General features: G+C 71.2%; 19 protein-coding genes. 6 read left to right on the forward strand and 13 right to left on the reverse strand.

Going from position 1 to position 18,139, the window contains the following annotated elements; translation table 11 throughout:
• The first annotated feature begins 69 nt into the window (after window positions 1-69).
• The gene (locus tag B8W67_RS18090) at window positions 70-822 is read left to right on the forward strand and encodes a hypothetical protein (RefSeq protein ID WP_109561833.1); all 753 of its coding nucleotides are present in this window, start codon (window positions 70-72) and stop codon (window positions 820-822) included.
• 14 nt (window positions 823-836) lie between these two features.
• Here the strand turns inward: B8W67_RS18090 and B8W67_RS18095 are convergent, their stop codons facing one another.
• The 3 genes from B8W67_RS18095 to glyA form a co-directional block, all read right to left on the reverse strand.
• A complete protein-coding gene (locus B8W67_RS18095; protein ID WP_069392544.1) occupies window positions 837-2,162 on the reverse strand; it encodes an RNA 5'-3' helicase PhoH2 in 1,326 nt (441 codons plus the stop codon).
• Window positions 2,163-2,426: 264 nt separating this feature from the next.
• The gene (locus tag B8W67_RS18100; protein WP_085305476.1) at window positions 2,427-3,248 is read right to left on the reverse strand and encodes an acyl-ACP desaturase; all 822 of its coding nucleotides are present in this window, start codon (window positions 3,246-3,248) and stop codon (window positions 2,427-2,429) included.
• A 37-nt stretch (window positions 3,249-3,285) separates the two neighbouring features.
• The gene (gene glyA, locus B8W67_RS18105; protein WP_069392543.1) at window positions 3,286-4,572 is read right to left on the reverse strand and encodes a serine hydroxymethyltransferase; all 1,287 of its coding nucleotides are present in this window, start codon (window positions 4,570-4,572) and stop codon (window positions 3,286-3,288) included.
• Window positions 4,573-4,767: 195 nt separating this feature from the next.
• Here glyA and B8W67_RS18110 point away from each other — a divergent pair, with 195 nt between their 5' ends.
• A complete protein-coding gene (locus B8W67_RS18110) occupies window positions 4,768-5,241 on the forward strand; it encodes a hypothetical protein (RefSeq protein WP_085305478.1) in 474 nt (157 codons plus the stop codon).
• A gap of 15 nt (window positions 5,242-5,256) precedes the next feature.
• Here B8W67_RS18110 and B8W67_RS18115 read toward each other — a convergent pair whose 3' ends face one another.
• Window positions 5,257-6,459, reverse strand: coding sequence for a DUF885 domain-containing protein (locus B8W67_RS18115; protein WP_085305480.1), 1,203 nt, complete (start codon window positions 6,457-6,459; stop codon window positions 5,257-5,259).
• Window positions 6,460-6,522: 63 nt separating this feature from the next.
• Here B8W67_RS18115 and coaA point away from each other — a divergent pair, with 63 nt between their 5' ends.
• Window positions 6,523-7,461, forward strand: coding sequence for a type I pantothenate kinase (gene coaA / locus B8W67_RS18120; RefSeq protein WP_069392494.1), 939 nt, complete (start codon window positions 6,523-6,525; stop codon window positions 7,459-7,461).
• Window positions 7,462-7,482: 21 nt separating this feature from the next.
• Here the strand turns inward: coaA and B8W67_RS18125 are convergent, their stop codons facing one another.
• The 3 genes from B8W67_RS18125 to B8W67_RS18135 all read right to left on the reverse strand — a co-directional run bounded on the left by B8W67_RS18125 (window position 7,483) and on the right by B8W67_RS18135 (window position 10,661).
• Window positions 7,483-8,349, reverse strand: coding sequence for an alpha/beta fold hydrolase (locus B8W67_RS18125; protein WP_085305482.1), 867 nt, complete (start codon window positions 8,347-8,349; stop codon window positions 7,483-7,485).
• Between the two features lie 113 nt (window positions 8,350-8,462).
• Window positions 8,463-9,824, reverse strand: coding sequence for a hypothetical protein (locus B8W67_RS18130; RefSeq protein ID WP_069392492.1), 1,362 nt, complete (start codon window positions 9,822-9,824; stop codon window positions 8,463-8,465).
• Window positions 9,825-9,866: 42 nt separating this feature from the next.
• Window positions 9,867-10,661: a (2Z,6E)-farnesyl diphosphate synthase gene (locus B8W67_RS18135; RefSeq protein ID WP_085305484.1), complete on the reverse strand. Its 795-nt coding sequence runs from the start codon at window positions 10,659-10,661 to the stop codon at window positions 9,867-9,869.
• Window positions 10,662-10,728: 67 nt separating this feature from the next.
• Here B8W67_RS18135 and trhA point away from each other — a divergent pair, with 67 nt between their 5' ends.
• Complete coding sequence (trhA, locus tag B8W67_RS18140; RefSeq protein WP_174254803.1) at window positions 10,729-11,445, forward strand: PAQR family membrane homeostasis protein TrhA; 717 nt, start codon at window positions 10,729-10,731, stop codon at window positions 11,443-11,445.
• 16 nt (window positions 11,446-11,461) lie between these two features.
• Here the strand turns inward: trhA and B8W67_RS18145 are convergent, their stop codons facing one another.
• Genes B8W67_RS18145 through mca form a run of 4 tightly spaced genes read right to left on the reverse strand, consistent with a single transcriptional unit; the run spans window position 11,462 to window position 15,073 of the window.
• Entirely contained in the window at window positions 11,462-11,851 is a 390-nt protein-coding gene (locus B8W67_RS18145) for a nuclear transport factor 2 family protein (protein WP_069392489.1), read from the reverse strand.
• A 54-nt stretch (window positions 11,852-11,905) separates the two neighbouring features.
• Window positions 11,906-13,915: a thioredoxin domain-containing protein gene (locus tag B8W67_RS18150; protein ID WP_085305486.1), complete on the reverse strand. Its 2,010-nt coding sequence runs from the start codon at window positions 13,913-13,915 to the stop codon at window positions 11,906-11,908.
• Window positions 13,902-14,204, reverse strand: coding sequence for a hypothetical protein (locus tag B8W67_RS18155; protein ID WP_069392487.1), 303 nt, complete (start codon window positions 14,202-14,204; stop codon window positions 13,902-13,904). The genes B8W67_RS18150 and B8W67_RS18155 overlap by 14 nt, the downstream gene beginning before the upstream one ends.
• Complete coding sequence (gene mca / locus B8W67_RS18160; protein WP_085305488.1) at window positions 14,201-15,073, reverse strand: mycothiol conjugate amidase Mca; 873 nt, start codon at window positions 15,071-15,073, stop codon at window positions 14,201-14,203. The genes B8W67_RS18155 and mca overlap by 4 nt, the downstream gene beginning before the upstream one ends.
• A 104-nt stretch (window positions 15,074-15,177) precedes the next feature.
• On the opposite strand from mca, the gene B8W67_RS18165 reads away from it, so the two are divergent.
• Together B8W67_RS18165 and greA are read left to right on the forward strand one after the other, a co-directional pair.
• Complete coding sequence (locus B8W67_RS18165) at window positions 15,178-15,621, forward strand: DUF4307 domain-containing protein (RefSeq protein WP_085305492.1); 444 nt, start codon at window positions 15,178-15,180, stop codon at window positions 15,619-15,621.
• 261 nt (window positions 15,622-15,882) lie between these two features.
• Window positions 15,883-16,380, forward strand: a complete 498-nt coding sequence (gene greA, locus B8W67_RS18170) for a transcription elongation factor GreA (RefSeq protein WP_069392485.1) — start codon at window positions 15,883-15,885, stop codon at window positions 16,378-16,380.
• Between the two features lie 21 nt (window positions 16,381-16,401).
• On the opposite strand, the gene B8W67_RS18175 is transcribed toward greA, so the two are convergent.
• Together B8W67_RS18175 and B8W67_RS18180 are read right to left on the reverse strand one after the other, a co-directional pair.
• Complete coding sequence (locus B8W67_RS18175; RefSeq protein ID WP_069392484.1) at window positions 16,402-17,571, reverse strand: cystathionine gamma-synthase; 1,170 nt, start codon at window positions 17,569-17,571, stop codon at window positions 16,402-16,404.
• 39 nt (window positions 17,572-17,610) lie between these two features.
• On the reverse strand, window positions 17,611-18,139 hold a 529-nt coding region (locus B8W67_RS18180; RefSeq protein ID WP_085305494.1), incomplete at its 5' end, for an RDD family protein.

Genomic DNA, 18,139 nt, shown 5'->3' on the forward strand with positions numbered 1-18,139 from the left:
TGTTGTGTATAAGACACCGGGGGGGGCGGCGGCGAGCCGCCCCCACCGCCACCGCCGTCGAAGACGCCGATGGTGATCGGGATCGTGGCCGGGGTGCTGGTGGTCGCGATCCTGGCGGTCACCGCGGTCTTCGCGCTGCGCGACGACGGCGACGACACCGCCACCGGCCCCACCACCCCCGAGCTGAGCACCTCCCCGCCGGTGTCGATGACCCCGCAGAGCCCGACGAGCACCCCCTCCAGCGCTCCGTCGACATCGCCGTCGTCGAAGTCCGACGGAAAGCAGAACGCCACCGACTGCACCGCCAACGTCTCCGGCGGTGATCTCACCGGCGACCAGGCACGGGCCGGCGCGTTGGGCTTCCCGGTGAGCCTCGCGCCGGGCTGGCAGGTCATCGCCGACACCAACGTGCCCAACGGCATCGGCGTGGTCGGGGTCGCCCGCCCGGTGCCCACCGCCAAGGACTGGATGATGGAGGCCGTGGTCGGCGAGTCCAACCTGGTGGCCAGCATGGACATCACCGAACAGGCCTCCAAGCTGCTCACCTGTGTGGCCGACGGGCCCGGCTACGACGGGGCGGACCCCACACTGAACACCCCGAAGACCTCCAAGGTCACCGTCGACGGGGTCGACGCCGCCCGCGTCGACGCCGACGTCACCATCGGCGACGCCACCCGCGGCCTGCCCGGGGACGTGGTGACGGTCATCGCGGTGAAGACCGAACCGGTCACCTTCTTCTTGGCGACCCACCCGATCGGCGACGCCGCCAGCCAAAGCGCCGTCGACGCCATCATCGCCGGACTCACCGTCGAGCGGGGCTGACCGCCCCGCGGCGCCTACGGCAACGTCGCGGGGTTGATCTCCTCGAGCATCTCGGTGACCAGCGCGGCGATCGGGGACCGTTCGCTGCGCAGCAACGTGATGTGGGCGAACAGCGGATGCCCCTTGAGTTTCTCGATCACCGCGGCCACCCCGTCGTGGCGACCCACCCGCAGGTTGTCACGCTGAGCGACGTCGTGGGTGAGCACGACCCGCGATCCGGCGCCGAGCCGGGAGAGCACCGTGAGCAGCACGTTGCGTTCCAGGGACTGCGCCTCGTCGACGATGACGAACGAGTCGTGCAGGGAGCGGCCCCGAATGTGGGTGAGCGGCAACACTTCCAGCATCCCGCGGGAGGCCACCTCCTCCAGCACGGCCGGACTGGCCAGCCCCTCCAGGGTGTCGAAGACCGCCTGGGCCCACGGCCCCATCTTCTCGCTCTCGCTGCCGGGCAGGTAGCCCAGTTCCTGTCCGCCGACGGCGTAGAGCGGGCGGAACACCACCACCTTGCGTTGCGTCCGCCGTTCCAGCACCGCCTCCAAACCTGCGCACAGCGCCAACGCGGACTTTCCGGTGCCGGCCTTGCCGCCCAGCGACACGATGCCCACCGATTCGTCGAGCAGCAGGTCCAGCGCGACCCGCTGTTCGGCGGAGCGTCCGCGCAGCCCGAACGCCTCGCGGTCACCGCGCACCAGTTGCACGCGCTTATCGGCGTTGACCCTGCCCAGCGCATGGGAATTGCCGCCGAGTAACCGAACACCGGTGTGGCACGGCAGATCCCGCGCTTCGGCCAGGTCGGCCTCACCCTCGGCGAACAGGGTGTCGATGTCGCCGGGCAGCGTCTCCAGCTCGGTCATCCCGGTCCACCCGGAGGTGACGACGTCCTGGGCGTGGTATTCGTCGGCGGCCAGCCCGACCGCGGCGGCCTTGACCCGCAGCGGGATGTCCTTGCTCACCAGCGTCACCCGCCGGCCCTCGGCGGCCAGATTGGCCGCGCAGGTCAGGATCCGCGAGTCGTTGCTGTCGCTGCGGAAACCCGCCGGCAACACGGCGGGATCGCTGTGGTTGAGCTCGACGTGCAACGTACCGCCTTGCGTCCCAATGGGAACGGGCTCATCCAACCGGCCGTGCTGCAGCCGCAGGTCGTCGAAGAGACGCAGCGCCTGACGGGCGAACCAGCCCAGCTCGTGGTGATGGCGCTTGGCCTCCAGCTCGCTGATCACGACCAGCGGCACGATGACTTCGTGCTCGGCAAACCGGGTGCACGCCCACGGATCGGACAGCAGCACCGAGGTGTCCAGCACGTAGGTGCGGACGCGGGAAACCGACGGCGAATCAGTCACGGAACGCTCCAGGATGGTCCGCGCGACCCCGCGCGAACCGTTCGACGGGGCCGGCGGCACCGGGACCGGGGCCGGTCCCGCCGTGGACGTAACGGTGGGTACCGCCCGGATAGCAGAGCATGTCGCTAGCCATCGCCTCCCGACGCTACCCCCGCAGCAGCGGGCCTGCAGCGCAGGCGCGCCGGGGCGCGGTCGACGCGACGGTGAACGTCAGGCGAATCCCGGTCGGCCCTGTTTGACCGTGGTCGGCCCGGCCGGGCGTCCTCAGACGTACTGGGCGAGCTCGGGGGCATCGGCCAGCCCCCAGGCGGTGATCCGGTCGGCGATGACCTGGCGCAGCTGGTCGGGGCCGAAGATGTTGGCCTCGGCCATCGCGGCGACCTTGTCGGCGAAGGGATCGATGTCGGCGCCGAGCACCTGCAGGGCCTCGGCCTGCGAGGCGATCGCGGCGATCGTCTCGTCGCGGTGGTTCTGCAGGCAGTGCGCCACCAGGTTGGCGAAGAACTCCTCGTGGCGCTGCTCGTCCTTGGCGATCCGGTCGATCAGCCCGTTGAGCACCGGCTCCTCGATGTGGGATTGCAGGTTGCGGCAGAACACCACGTGTTCGCGCTCGAAGAACGCCATGAACGCCAGCGTCTCGATCTGGTTGAGCCGGTCGCCGCGGTAGCCCTTCATCACGTGCTCGACACGGGCCTGCTCGTTGGCGGTCGGGTCGATCTCGCGGGTGACCACCAGGTATTCCCGCAGCGCGATCGCATGCAGGTGCTCCTCGGCGGTCCAGCGGCCGATCCAGGTGGCCCAGTTGTCCTCGAGGATGAAGTGCTCGACGAGCTCCCGGTGATAGCCGGCCAAACTGTCTTTGAGCAGCAGCAGGATCTCGCACCCGTCGGTGATGGTGCGCGGCAGGCTGGCCTGCGACTCGTCCCAGTCCCGGCCACCGAGGAACGCGAAGTTCTCGCCCTGCTCGAACGGGACGTAGTCGTGCGCGAACCAGATGTCCTCGGTGTTGAGGTGCCGGTCGTAGTTCTGCTCCACGATCGGGTCGAGTTCCAGCGTCAGCGCGTTAGCGACAGGTTTCTGTGCCATTGGGTAACTGTAACCGAGGTTTACGCCAAATGTGAAATCAGGCGTGTCGGCCGACCAGCGGCCAGTCCTCCAGGCCGTCGTAGAGCGGGAAGTCCTGCGCGAGCTTGGTCACCCGGGCCCGCAGCGCGGCCACATCGGCACCCGAACCGGCGGCCAGTGCGGTGGCGATGACGTCGGCGACCTCGCTGAACTCGGTGTCGCCGAAGCCGCGGGTGGCCAGCGCCGGGGTGCCGATCCGCAGCCCGGAGGTGACCATCGGCGGGCGGGGGTCGTTGGGGACGGCGTTGCGGTTGACGGTGATGCCGATCTCGTGCAGCAGGTCCTCGGCCGCCTGACCGTCCAGCGGGGAGTTCCGCAGATCCACCAGGACCAGGTGCACGTCGGTGCCGCCGGAGACCACCGACACACCGGCGGCGGCGACGTCGTCGGCCAGCAGCCGTTCGGCGAGGATCTTCGCCCCCGACACCACCCGGCGCTGCCGCTCGGCGAACTCCTCGGTGCCGGCGATTTTCAGTGCGACAGCCTTCGCGGCGATCGCGTGCATCAGCGGCCCACCCTGCTGACCGGGGAAGACCGCCGAGTTGATCGCCTTGGCGTACTCCTTTTGGCCCAGGATCAGCCCGGAGCGGGGCCCGCCGAGGGTCTTGTGCACGGTGGTGGAGACCACCTGGGCGTGCGGCACCGGCGAGGGATGCAGCCCGGCGGCGACCAGCCCGGCGAAGTGGGCCATGTCCACCCACAACGTCGCCCCGACCTCGTCGGCGATCGCGCGGAACGCCGCGAAGTCCAGCGTGCGCGGGTAGGCCGACCAGCCGGCGATGAGGACCTTGGGCCGGAATTCGCGGGCCTGCGCACGCACCGCGTCCATGTCGATGCGGTGGGTCTGCGGGTCCACCCCGTAGAACGCGGTCTCGTACAGCTTGCCGGAGAAGTTCAGCCGCATGCCGTGGGTCAGGTGCCCGCCGTTGGCCAGGTCCAGGCCGAGCAGCCGCTCCCCCGGGCTCATCAACGCGTGCAGCACCGCGGCGTTGGCCTGGGCGCCGGCGTGCGGTTGGACGTTGGCGAACTCGGCGCCGAACAGCTCCTTGGCCCGGTCGCGGGCGATGTTCTCCACCACGTCGACGTACTCGCAGCCGCCGTAGTAGCGCCGGCCCGGCAGCCCCTCGGCGTACTTGTTGGTCAGCACGCTGCCCTGGGCCTGCAGCACCGCGCGCGGCACGAAGTTCTCCGAGGCGATCATCTCCAGGGTGTCGCGCTGACGGCCCAGTTCCTTGCCGAGCAGCTCGGCGATGTCCGGGTCGACCTGGTCCAACGGCGCGGACATGGTGGCGGTGTCGGGGCGGGCGTGCGGTGCGGCAGTCACGTCCTCCAGTCTGTCACGCGAGGCTCGCCGCACCGCAACCAGCCACCGGCGCCGACGGGTGGCGAAAAACGTGTCCGGCCACCCCGGCGGCGTCCGATAATTGAGCCCAGCGGGTCCCCGGATGCGGAGCGGTCCGCCGGACCGAAGGAGGTTGTGATGCTCACACGCATGATCGCCGGTGCGGGATTGGCGGCCGGGATGGCAGCTGTGGGATGGCTGCCGGCGGCCCAGGCCGACCCGCCGCCGTATCCGGACATCAGTCGCTACGCCAAGCTCGACTTCGAAGGGTTCAAACTCGACAACCAGCCCGGGATCTGGTTCTCCAGCCCGACCGGGCTGCCGTGCGGGATCTGGGACAACGGCAGCTTCGGCTGCACCGGCCCGATTCCGGGCTCACCGGCGGGAACCAACCAGGTCGGCTGGTTCCCCGGCGACGGGCTGCCGCACTTCGACCAGACCGATCAGCCGCGTTTCGCCGCGGGCGGACCGCAGCGGGTGCTGCCGGCGAACAATTACCTGGAGTACCACGGCGTCCGCTGCGCGACGACGCCGGACAACGGCGTGTACTGCACCCGCAACGCCCCGGTGTCGTTCCTTCTCACCCCGCAGGACTCCTGGCTGGGTTCCTGACCGCGCCTGACCGGATCAGCGCAGCGCGGAGGGGATCAGCGGCTCGTCGAGCAGCCGGGTGAACCGTTCGGTGAGGCTGACCGTCGGCGGGCGGTCGTCCAACCAGGCCCGCAGCAGCCGGTAGCCCTCCACGTAGGTGGAGGTGTAGGCCCGCCACAGCGGGGAGGACACAAAGCGCAGCATCTGGCGCGCCCGGGTGTCGTCGACGAGCAGCCAGCGCCGCAAAAACGCCGCCACCTCGGTCTCGTCGCGGTGCTCGTCGTGCAGCATCAGCGCGGCGTCCTGGCGCACGTCGGCGAGCGCCGCGGTCGCCTCGGCGACCGCGACGGCCCGCTCGGCGTCGAAGCGCAACCCCAGGTCGGCGTAGATCTCAGCGGCCCACGGCCCCCAGTCGGGGCCGACCGCGGCATGCAGCGCCAGGTCGGCGAGCCCCTCGGCCATCAGGCACTGGGGGGTGTTGACCAGAAACAGGGTCTGTTCGGCCTGGCCGAGCCGGGTGACGAGCCCGGCCTCCTTGCGGCAGTGCTCGGTGTGATGGCCCGGATACGACTCGTGGGCCACCAGCCGCGGCAGGTTCGACATCAGCTGTTTGAGGTCGCCGTTGACCGCGACCGTGGACCGGTAGCCGCCGCGGTAGTAGTTGAACCCCGACCACGGTTTGTCGGTGACCACCTCGTAGTCGACGGTCTCGGTCTCCGGCAGCGGATAGTCGACGCGCACCCGGTCACGCAGCGCCGAGGAGAACGCGTGGATGCAGTCCGCCAGGCGCTGCGGCGGGATCTGCTCGCCGCGCCGGTAGTCGGCCATCCGGTCGGCCAGCGTCCCGGTCCCGCCCAGCGCCTCGTCGAGGCGGGTGTGCGCCGCGCGGTACCGGTCGGGGTCGCCCTTGGCGATGTCGACGTCGAAGTAGGCCCGCACCTCGGTGACGAACCCGACCGGCTGCCCGGCGAATTTGCGGCCCGCGCACGCCAACGCGACCAGGTGGGCACGCAGGTAGTCGGCGCGGGTGGCGCTGAGTCCGCCGGGCAGGTCGGCGATCAGCGCTTCGGCGCGGGTGGCCAGCTCGGCGGGGTCGGGGGGCGGCTCGTTGTCGACGAGCGCCCGCAGCGCCGGGTCCCCGGTGTAGGAGTCCACATAGCCCGGTTCGATGCGGTCGAAGCGCAGACCCAGCAGCAGATACTCCCGGATCACGGTGTCGGTGTCCGAGACGGTCGTCATGACCGCCCACGCTAGCGGCATCCCCGGTGCGTCGCGCCGCGGCGGGGCTGCAAGACTGGCGTCATGCCGCGGCTGAGCGAGCCGAGCCCCTACGTGGAGTTCAACCGGAAAGAGTGGCGTGCGCTGCGTATGTCCACGCCGCTGCCGCTGACCGAGGAAGAGGTGCTCAGCCTGCGCGGGCTCGGCGAACAGGTCGACCTCGCCGAAGTCGAAGAGGTCTACCTGCCGCTGGCGCGTCTGCTGCACCTGCAGGTGGCCGCCCGGCAGGGACTGTTCGCCGCGACTGCGGAGTTCCTCGGCGAACCGCCGAAAAACCCGGACCGGCCGGTGCCGTTCATCATCGGGGTGGCCGGCAGCGTGGCGGTCGGCAAATCGACGACCGCGCGTCTGCTGCAGGCGCTGCTGGCCCGCTGGGATCACCACCCGAGGGTGGATCTGGTGACCACCGACGGGTTTTTGTATCCCAACGCCGAGTTGGAGCGGCGCAACCTCATGCACCGCAAGGGCTTTCCGGAGTCCTACAACCGGCGGGCGTTGATGCGCTTTGTCACCGCGGTGAAATCGGGCTCGGACTACGCGTGCGCGCCGGTCTACTCCCATCTGCACTACGACGTCATCCCCGGGGAGAAGCAGGTGGTGCGCCACCCCGACATCCTCATCCTGGAGGGGCTCAACGTGTTGCAGACCGGACCCACACTGATGGTCTCCGACCTGTTCGACTTCTCGCTGTACGTCGACGCCCGCATCGAGGACATCGAGCACTGGTATGTCTCCCGGTTCTTGGCGATGCGGTCCACCGCGTTCGCCGACCCGGCGTCGCATTTCCACCACTACTCGGCGTTGAGCGACCGCAAGGCGGTGCTGGCCGCCAAAGACATCTGGCGTTCGATCAACCGCCCCAACCTGATCGAGAACATCCTGCCCACCCGCCCGCGCGCCACCCTGGTGCTGCGCAAGGACGCCGATCACACCATCAACCGGCTGCGGCTGCGCAAACTGTAAATCTCCAGCGCACCCGGGTTCTCAGCGCACCCCGGAGGCGGCGCCGACGAACGCCGCGATCTGTTCGGCGGTGAACGCCGGCTGGTCGCGGCAGACGAAGGTGCGACTGTCGGGCACCTCCACCAGGGTGGCGTCCGGCAGGATCTGCGCCCACCGCTGGGCGTGCCGGTAGGGGAAGAACGGCGCCTTGCGCGGCCACAGCAGCAGCACCGGGGCGCCGAACCCGCCGAGGCGCTCGGCGGCGGCGAGGGTGTCGGCGCTGTCGACCGCCCGCAGGAAGCGGCCGACGTCGGCGCGCACCGCCGGGTCGGTGCGAAACGGGCGCATCCAGCCCGCCAGGGTCGCCGCGTCGACCGGATGTTTGCCCAGGGTGCGGTAGATCAGCCGCTGCACCCACGGTGGGCGCATCAGCGCCGCGCCGAGGCCGAGCAGCCCCGGCACCCGCGGCGCGACCTGCAGGATCCGCAGTGCCGGCGGCAGGAAGTTGTCGAACGAGTCGCACGGGGTCAACACCACCCGCGCCACCCGGTCGCACCCCTCGGCGAGCAGCAGTTGGGTGATCGCCCCGCCGGTGTCGTTGGCGACCAGGGTGACCTCCCGCAGATCCAACGCGGTCAGGAACTCCCCGATCGCGCGGGCGACACCGCGCGGGGTGACCTCGGCGCCGGGGCGGGCGGGCACGGTGTGCGCGCCCAGCGGCCAGTCCGGGCTCAGGCAGCGGAACCGGTCGCGCAGCCGGTCGACGACCGGCTGCCACAGGCCGCCGTCGACCAACAGGCCGTGGACGAAGACCAGCGGCGGCCCGGCCCCCTCGTCGCGGTAGCGCACGGTGCCGATCGTCAACTCGATCTCGGCGGTCGCGGGCCGGTCGGCGTGGCCTCGGGTCATGGCGGTGCTCCTGACTGTCGGTCGGCTATCAACACCGCCAGCATCGGGGCGCGGCGACTGCCAGATCGACACCGGCGACTGCCAGATGCTGCCAACCGCAGGTCAGCGCCGTCTCACCGGTCGGCGACGATCGGCCGGCGGCCACGCAGGTCGGCGGCGATGAGCCGGGCCGCGGTGTTCTGCCAGTTGTGCAGCGACCGTTGCGGCACCTCGGTGACCAGCCAGTGCCAGGCCTGTCGCGCCACCGGGTCCAGGCCGGCGGCGGTGGCGTTTTGGGCGTAGGCCCGCACCCCGGCGACATACGGGAAATACAGGGCGTTGTAGTAGCGCCACTGCTCGGTGGTGCCGAACTCGCCGTCGCCGCGGGGCTTGAGGCGCTCGATGTGTTCGGCCAGCAGCGTTTTGAGTTCGTTGGCGCGTTCCAGCGGATGGTCGGGGGCGCCCCGGGCGGCCAGCCGCTCGTCGATGACCGGCAGCGCGGTCAGCGGGCTGGCGAGCAGTTTCGCCAGATCGCCGTAGTGGCCCAGCGCGCGGCGGGTGAGCCGGACGAACGTGTCGTCGTCGATGTCGGCCAGCGGGTGGGGCGCGCGACGGGGCAGCGCGGCTTCGGTGCTGCGCAGCGCCGCCAGTTCGGCACGCAGCGCCGGGGACCGGCGCAGCGCCAGGCGGTCCAGCAGCCCGGTGAGCGGATCGGCGAACACCTGCACCGCCACCGCGACCGCCAGGCTGGTGAACTCCAGCAGGGTCAGGGCCGGGTCACCGGTCAGCGCCATCGCCAGCATCACCTGCCCGCCGAAGAGCCCGGCCACCGCGGCCGCACCCGTCAGCGACCGGGCCATGTCGGCGCGCAGCGCCTGGCCCTCGTCGAAGGCGTCCCAGACCGCCACCGCCACGCCCAGGAGCAGCACGTCGAACCCGGTGGAGGCCAGCGCCAACGCGCTGGGCATCAGGGCCAGCGGGATGATCAGGATCGCGTTGGCCAGCGCGAAGAACAGCGTGGCCACCACCACCATCCCGATCATCGAGCCGGGCCGCGCGGCGCGCGACGACCGTCGCAGCGCCACCGCCATGGCGGCCAGGGTGGAGGTGGAGATGACCGCGAACATCACCCAGTGACCGGTGCGCAACGGGCCGTCGACACCGCCGGCCAGGGTCGCGCCGGTCAGCAGCGCCACGGTCACCGCGGCGAGCACCAGCCGGCGGCGGTGACGGTTCGCCCACCGGTCGCGCGGCTGCGCCCACTGCAACAGCACCGACAGCCAGGCGACCGCCGGCACCGCGGTCAGATACAGCTCGATGCGGCCCAGCACCGGCACCGCGACCGTGACCCGCACCGCGTCGATCGCGACGACCAGAGCGAACCCGCACAGCCCGATCGCCGCGGACACCAGCACCGGTTTGCGCGGGTCGCGGGCCACCAGGTACAGCCCGAGCCACCAGCTCAGGAAGAACACCAGCGCCGACAGCGCGATCACGTCGTCCAGTGTGGCACGCGCGGGGCGCTGCGACCGGCGGGTTTACCGCCCGAAGCGGCGGCTGCGGGCGGCGTAGTCGCGCAGCGCCCGCAGAAAATCCACCCGGCGGAACGCCGGCCAGTGCGCCTCGGTGAACCACATCTCCGAGTAGGCGCTCTGCCACAGCAGGAACCCGGAGAGCCGCTGCTCGCCGGAGGTGCGGATCACCAGGTCGGGGTCGGGCTGCCCGGAGGTGTAGAGGTTCTTTGAGATGGCGTCGGCGGTGACCGCCTCGATGAGCTGTTCGGCGCTGGCACCGCCGGCCAGCTCCTTGCTGAGCAGTGCGCGCACCGCGTCGACGATCTCACGGCGACCGCCGTAGCCGACCGCGACGTTGACGTGGAAGGCGCCGTTGGGGGCCGAGGAGGCCCGCTCGACGGCGTCGCGCAGCCGCCGTGACGGCTCCTCGCCGAGCAGCTCCAGATCCCCGACGGTGCGCACGCTCCACCGGTTGTCCGGCGCGCAGATCTCCTCGACGACCTCGGTGATGATCTCGATGAGCGCGGCGAGTTCCTCCGGGTCGCGCTGCAGGTTCTCCGTGGACAGCAGGTAGACGGTGGCCATCTCGATCCCGGCGGCCTGGCACCAGCGCAGCATCTCGGCGATCTTGGCCGCGCCCATCCGGTAGCCGTAGCTGACGTCGTCGTAGCCGGCGTCGCGGGCCCAGCGCCGGTTGCCGTCGCAGAGCACCGCGATGTGGCGGGGCAGCTCGGATTTGTTGGCGGCCAGTTCCTGACGCAGCCGCATCTCGTAGACCCGGTACATGGGTTCTTTGAGACGTGCAGGAATGAGCGCCACGGCAACTCAGACTACTGTGGGCAACAATGATGACCGGTAATCGCATACTCGGGGAGGCACTGTGAGCATGCCGACGAGCATGCCGACGAGCATGCAGACCGACATGCCGGCCGCACCGGCGGCGTCCGGCCCGGCCCCGGCGGGCGCGCGTCCACGGGCTCGGGGCTGGATTCACCTGGTGTCGGCGATCGTGGCGGTCGTCGCGGGCGCCACCCTGATCGCGGTGACCTGGCCGCTGGCCGGCCTGGAGGCGGGCCTGTCGACGTTCATCTACACCGTGTCGGTGGTGGGGATGTTCGCGGTCAGCGCCACCTACCACCGCATCACCTGGCGGTCGGTGTCGGCGCGGATCCGGATGAAACGCCTCGACCACGCGATGATCTTCGTGTTCATCGCCGGCACCTACACGCCGTTCGCGGTGCTGGCGATGACCCCCGCCCAGGGCGAGCTGGTGCTGCTGATCGTCTGGGGCGGGGCGCTGGCCGGGGTGCTGCTCAAGCTGTGTTGGCCGACCGCCCCGAAATGGGTGGGGGTGCCACTGTATCTGCTGCTGGGCTGGGTGTCGGCGTTCTACATCGCCGCGATCATGCACCACGCCGGGGTGGCCGCGATGGTGCTGCTGGCCGTCGGCGGGGTGTTCTACAGCGTCGGGGCGATCCTCTACGCGCTGAAATGGCCCGACCCGTGGCCGGCCACGTTCGGCTACCACGAGTTCTTCCACGCCTGCACGGCGATCGCCGCGATCTGCCAGTACATCGCGATCTGGTTCGCCGCGCTGTACTGAGCCGGGCCGGCCCGGCTCACAGCTGGGTGATGTTCTCCGCCGACCAGTAGGCCTTCATCGCCGCGATCCGGCCGTCGTCGTTGAACGCCATCACGTCGATCGGTTCGATGCGCATCCGGTGGTCGCCGGCGGTGATGGTCAACGCGAACACGAACGCCGCCTCGTTGCCGGCCACCCGCAGCGTCACCAGTTCGCAGTGCCGGTCGGCGTTCTCGATCGCGGTGTAGAACCGGCGGATCGATTCCCGCCCGATGTGCACCTCACCGCCGACCGGGTCCTCCACGGTCGCGTCGTCGGCGTAGAGGGCGGCCAGTTGCTCGGCGCTGCCCCCGCCCACCAGCTCGAGGTAGCGGTGGACGGTGTCGGTGATGGCCTGGGTGCGCTGGGTGTCCGGGGTGGCGGTCATGGGCCGCACGCTACACGGCGGCGGTCGGACTCGCGCACCATCACCGGCGCACCATCACCGGCGCACCGTCGCCGCGAGTTCGGCGGCGGTGGTGACCGGCAGGCCGCAGACCGCGCCGCGGCACACGTAGGCGGCATCGGCGCCGTCGACCCGGTCCCGGCCGGCCAGCAGCGGCGCGGAGTCCACCGCCCCGCCGACGACGACGGCCCCGCCGGGGGCGATGCGGCGCGCCTCGGCCAGCAGCGCCGAGCGGGTCGGGTCGCAGGCCACCGCGATCTGCAGCGGCCCGGCAACGGCGGCTTCGGCCACCGCCAGCCAGTGCCCGGCGGCGCGCGGCGCCCGCTCCAGCAGCACCGCGTGCCGCGCCAACGTCGCGGCGGCCAGACGCCGGTAGCGCTCGGCACGGTCGTCGTCGGCGAGCACCCCGGCCCACAGCAGCGCCTCGGTGATCGCCGACGCGCCGGACGGGGTCGCCCCGTCGGTCGGGTCGGACGGCCGGTACACCAGCGCCTCGGCGTCGTCGGCGGTGTCGAACCACCGCCCCTCGGTGTCGGGGTCGACGAAATGGCCGACGGCGTCGTCGATGAGCCCCAGCGCCGCCTCCAGCCAGTGTGTGCCCCCGTCGATCTGGGCCAGCGTCAACAGCCCGACCGCGAACATGGCGTGGTCGTCGAGGCCGGCGGCGCTGTCACCGACCTGCCCGGCCAGGCTGGTGCGCCGCAGCCGCCCGTCGACGACATGGGTGGCGTGCAGCGCGGTGGCGCACGCCGCCGCGGCGGCCAGCAGCCGGGGTTCGTCGATCGCGACCGCGGCCTCGGCCAGCGCGGTGATCGCCAGCCCGTTCCAGGCGGTGACCACCTTGTCGTCGCGGGCCGGTTGGGTGCGGGCGCGGCGCGCCGCCAGCAGGGTGGTGCGGACCCGGTCGAACCGGGCCGGGTCGTCGGGGTCGGCGGGCAGCTGCAGCACCGAGGTGCCCCGCTCGAAGGTGCCGGCGGCGGTCACGGCGAACACCGCCGCCGCCCACCGGCCGTCGTCGTCGCCGAGGACCTCGGTGAGCTGGGCGGGGGTCCACAGGTAGGTGGCGCCCTCCACCCCGGCGGTGTCGGCGTCCAGCGAGGAGGCGAACAGCTCCCCGACGCCGAGGTCGGACAGCAGGAATTCGGCGGTGGCGGCGGTGACGCGGCGGGCCAGCGGGTCGCCGGTGCACCGCGCCCAGTGCGCATAGCCGCGCAGCAGTAGCGCGTTGTCGTAGAGCATCTTCTCGAAGTGCGGCACCACCCAGGCGTCGTCGACGCTGTAGCGGGCGAACCCGCCGGCCAGCTGGTCGTAGATGCCGCCGCGCGCCATGGCCTCACCGGCCCGGCGCACCGCCGCCAGGGCGTCGGGCGCCCCGGTGCGTTCGTGGTGGCGCAGCAGCGCCTCCAGCAGCGCCGACGGCGGGAACTTCGGCGCGCCACCGAACCCGCCGCGGGTGGGGTCCTCCTCGGCGAGCACCGCGGCGACCGCGTGCTCACACAGGGCGGCGTCGAGGGGCGCCTGCCCGGGCGGCAACCCCGATTGGCGCGCGGCGAGGTCGGCGGCGATGTGGTCGGAGGCCTGTTCCAGCTCGTCGCGGCGACGGACCCAGGTGTTGGTGACCGCGGCGAGCAGCTCGGCGAACGCGGCCTTCGGGTAGTAGGTGCCGCAGTAGAACGGCCGGCCGTCGGGAGTCAGGAAACACGTCATCGGCCAGCCGCCCTGGCCGGTCAACGCGATCGTGGCGCTCATGTACACCGCGTCGAGGTCGGGGCGTTCCTCCCGGTCGACCTTGATGCAGACGAAGTCGGCGTTCATCACCGCCGCGATCTGCTCGTCGGCGAACGACTCGTGGGCCATCACATGGCACCAGTGGCAGGCGGCGTAGCCGATCGACAGCAGGATCGGCACGTCCCGGCGGGCCGCCTCGGCGAGCGCCTCCGGCGTCCACGGCCGCCACCACACCGGGTTGTCGGCGTGTTGACGCAGGTACGGACTCGACGCCGAGGCGAGCAGGTTGCGCCCGCCGGCGCGGTCAGCCGGGTTCATACGGGTGGGCGCGGTCGCCGGGCTCGCCGCCGTGGGGGGTGTCGACGGCACCGAGGGTGCCTTCGTCGGTGGCCTGGTCGGGTTCGGGATGCTCCGGGTCGAAGGTGTCGGGCAGCTTCTTCAGATGCCGGCTCATCGACCGGATCAGCAGCGCCGTGCCCACGATGAGCAACGCCACCACCAGCAGCCCCACCGGGCTGGCCTTGCCGAACTCCGGGCCGGTGTTGGCGGGGGCGGGCCCGTCGGCGGCCACGGCGCCGGCGGCCAGGGTCAAAAACAGATGGGTCACTCGTCGTCCTCGATTCCGGCGAAAAGGTCGGTCTCCGGCAGTGCGGCCGGCACCCGGGAACGGGCCAGCTCGTACTCTTCGGTCGGCCACAGCCGCTGCTGCCAGGCGATCGGCGCGGCGAAGAAATCACCGTTGGGGTCGATCTGGGTGGCATGGGCGCGCAGCGCGTCGTCGCGCTGGGCGAAATACTCGGCGCACTGCACACGGGTGGTCACCCGCTTGGCGTAGACGTCGTGGTCGGGATCCCAGCGCGCCAACCATTTCTCGAACGGGCCGCGCTGGCCGTGGCGGGCGAACTCGTCCTGCAGCATCTGCATGCGTTCCCGCAGGAAGCCGTGGTTGTAGTACAGCTTGGACACCGACCAGACGTCCCCGGTGCCGGGGAAGCTCCGATGGTCGGCGGCGGCCTCATAGGCGGCCACCGACACCTGGTGGCAGCGGATGTGGTCGGGGTGCGGGTAGCCGCCGTTCTCGTCGTAGGTGGTCATCACGTGCGGGCGGAATTCGCGGACCAGCCGCACCAGCGCCGCGGTGGGCTCCTCCAGCGGCACCCGCGCGAAGCAGTCGTCGGGCAGCGGCGGCAGCGGGTCGCCCTTGGGCAGCCCGGAGTCGACGAACCCCAGCCAGGCGTGTTCGACGCCGAGGATGCTCGCCGCCTTGGCCATCTCGTCGCGGCGCACGTCGGCGATGTGTCCGCGAACCTCGGGCAGGTCCATGGCGGGGTTGAGGATGTCGCCGCGCTCGCCCCCGGTCAACGTCACCACCAGCACGCGGTGGCCTTCGTCGGCGTAGCGCGCCAGGGTCGCCGCCCCCTTGCTGGACTCGTCGTCGGGGTGGGCATGCACCGCCATCAACCGCAGTTTGTTCACGCGCGCCTCACCTAGGTGTTTCCGGCCCTGTACGTTCTAATACCAATAGTTCCATCATGTCGATGGCGCCTCGCATGGGCGATACGAAAGCCGATCCTGCCACCATGACCGAAACCGCACAGTTACCCCCGACACCCCCGCCGGCCCGCTACGGGCGGCAACGCCGCGCGCGCAGCCCGCGCCGTCGGGTGGTGATCGCGGTGACGGTGCTGGCCATCGCCGCGGGCACGGTCATCGCCGTCGTCGGCTACCAGCGGTTCAGCCGTGCCGAGGTGGCCGGGAAAATGGTCGGCTACCAGCTGCTCGACGAGCGGACGGTGGCGGTGACGATCAGTGTGACCAGGCAGGATCCGGCGACACCGGTGGCGTGCATCGTGCGCGCCCGCGCCAAAGACGGCAGCGAAACCGGGCGCCGGGAGGTGCTGATCCCGGCATCCTCGCAGCCGACGGTGGTGGTGACCACCCGGGTGACCTCCGGTAAACCGCCGGTCGTCGGCGACATCTACGGCTGCGGCACCGATGTGCCCGCCTATCTGCGCGGCCCCTGACCGTCGCCGCGGTCGCTTTTCCCCGCGGCGGTTTTCTCCGCGCCACCGCGCGCCGCGGTGCTATCCTGGTGTCCATACACGGTTCCTGTTGGGACCGTGTATTGCTGCATTAGTGCGGTTTTTCTCGCGGGCGCCCGCCGGCGAGGTTAGAACCGTCCCGAGACGGCAATACACGGGCGAGCCGCATCGGTCCCGGCAGGTGGGCCCACGCAGCCGCCGACAGCGACGTCGCGGAGACATACACACAAGGAGCGTGACACGATGACGGACACTCAGCTGACCTGGCTGACCCAGGAGTCACACGATCGACTCAAGGCCGAACTCGACGAGTTGATCGCCAACCGTCCCGTCATCGCCGCCGAGATCAACGACCGCCGCGAAGAGGGCGACCTGCGCGAGAACGGCGGCTACCACGCGGCCCGCGAGGAACAGGGCCAGCAGGAGGCCCGGATCCGTCAGCTGCAGGATCTGCTCAACAACGCCAAGGTCGGCGAGGCCCCCACCCAGTCGGGGGTGGCGCTGCCCGGCTCGGTGGTCACGATCTACTACGACGGCGACAAGTCCGACACCGAGACCTTCCTGATCGCCACCCGCCAGGAGGGTCTGCACGAGGAGGGCGAACTCGAGGTGTATTCGCCGAACTCCCCGCTGGGGGCGGCGCTGCTCAACGCGAAGGTCGACGAGACCCGCAGCTACACGGTGCCCAACGGCAACACCATCAAGGTGACGTTGGTCAGCGCCGAGCCCTACCGCGGCTGAGCCCGCCGCGCGGCGCCGGGCTCACCGGCCCGGCTCCAGGGCCTGCTCCAGGTCGGCGATGAGGTCGGCGACGTCCTCGACGCCGACCGACAGCCGCACCAGATCGTCGGGCACTTCCAGCTGTGATCCGGCCGTGGACGCGTGGGTCATGGCGCCGGGGTGTTCGATCAGCGACTCCACCCCGCCGAGGGATTCGGCGAGGATGAAGATCTCGGTGCCGGCGCAGAGGCGTTCGGCGGCCGCCCGTCCCCCGCGCATCCGCACCGACACCATGCCGCCGAATCCGCTCATCTGCCGGGCGGCCACCGCGTGGCCGGGATGGTCGGGCCGCCCCGGGTAGAGCACCGTGGCGACCGCGGGATGGGTGCTGAGGAACTCCGCGACCGCGGCGGCGTTCTCGCTGTGCCGCTGCATGCGCAGCACCAGGGTTTTCAGCCCGCGCAGCGTCAGGTAGGCGTCGAACGGTCCGGGCACCGCCCCGGCGCCGTTCTGCAGGAACGCGAACGCAGCGTCGGTCTCCTCGTCGTCGGTGACCAGCGCCCCGCCGACCACATCGGAGTGCCCGCCGATGTATTTGGTGGTGGAGTGCAGCACCACGTCGGCGCCGAGCGCCAGCGGCTGCTGCAGCGCCGGGGAGGCGAAGGTGTTGTCGACGAGGATCTTCGCCCCGGCGCCGTGCCCGATCTCGGCGAGCGCGGCGATGTCGGCGATCGACAGCAGCGGGTTGGTGGGGGTCTCCACCAGGATCAGCCGGGTGGTGTCGGTGATCGCCGCGCGGACCGCGTCGAGGTCGGCCAGCGCCACCGGGGTGTAGCCGATCCCCCACCCGGTGAGGACCTTGTCGATGAGCCGGAAGGTGCCGCCGTAGGCGTCGTCGGGGATGATCAGGTGATCCCCGGGGCGTAGCAGCGCGCGCAGCGCACAGTCGGTGGCCGCCATCCCCGAGCCGAAGGCGCGCCCGAAGCGCCCGCCTTCGACCGCGGCCAGGGCGGTCTCCAGCGCGGTGCGGGTGGGGTTGCCGGTGCGGGCGTACTCGTAGCCGCCGCGCAGCCCGCCGACCCCGTCCTGGGCGAAGGTGCTACTCGCGTAGATCGGGGGGTTGACCGCGCCGGTGGCCGGGTCGGGCCGGTAGCCGGCGTGGATGGCTCGGGTGGACAGGCCCCGCGGGCGGGGCTCACGGTGTTTCGTCATCGCCGCTCCAGCCTAGTGGCCGGGGCGGCGCGGCGGCGCTCAGTACGGTCGGGGCTGGTTCGTCGGCTCGAGGGGCAGACAGACGGTGGCCATGATCTTGTCGGCCAGGGTCTGACGTTTGACGTCCCACAGCGGGAACAGATAGCCGATGCCCAAGATGATGCCGTCGACGACGTGGGCGAGTTGGCGCACGATCGACATGCCGAAACCGATCGGCTGGCCGGTCGCCTCGGCGACCACCTTGAACTTCAGCACCGACTTGCCGATGCTCGAGCCGGTGACGCCCTGGCGGTAGCCGAAGTTCCAGATCCCGTAGCCGAGCACCGCCAGTTGGGCCAGCAGCCAGAGGAACGCGGCCGTGCCGGCGCTGCCGGAGGCCCCGACGACGACTGCCACCAGGAACATCACCACGACGATCGGGGCCGCGTCGACGAGGTAGGCACCGACCCGCGTGATCCACGGCGTGTACGCCTCGGCCGGCAGCTGACCCAGCGGGCTGGGCACCGGCGCGTACCCGGGCGGCGGCGGTGCGAAGTTCCCCGGCGGCGGCGGGGGGTAATTCCCCGGC

The organism is Mycolicibacillus koreensis (assembly GCF_002104795.1).
GTDB lineage: Bacteria > Actinomycetota > Actinomycetes > Mycobacteriales > Mycobacteriaceae > Mycobacterium > Mycobacterium koreense.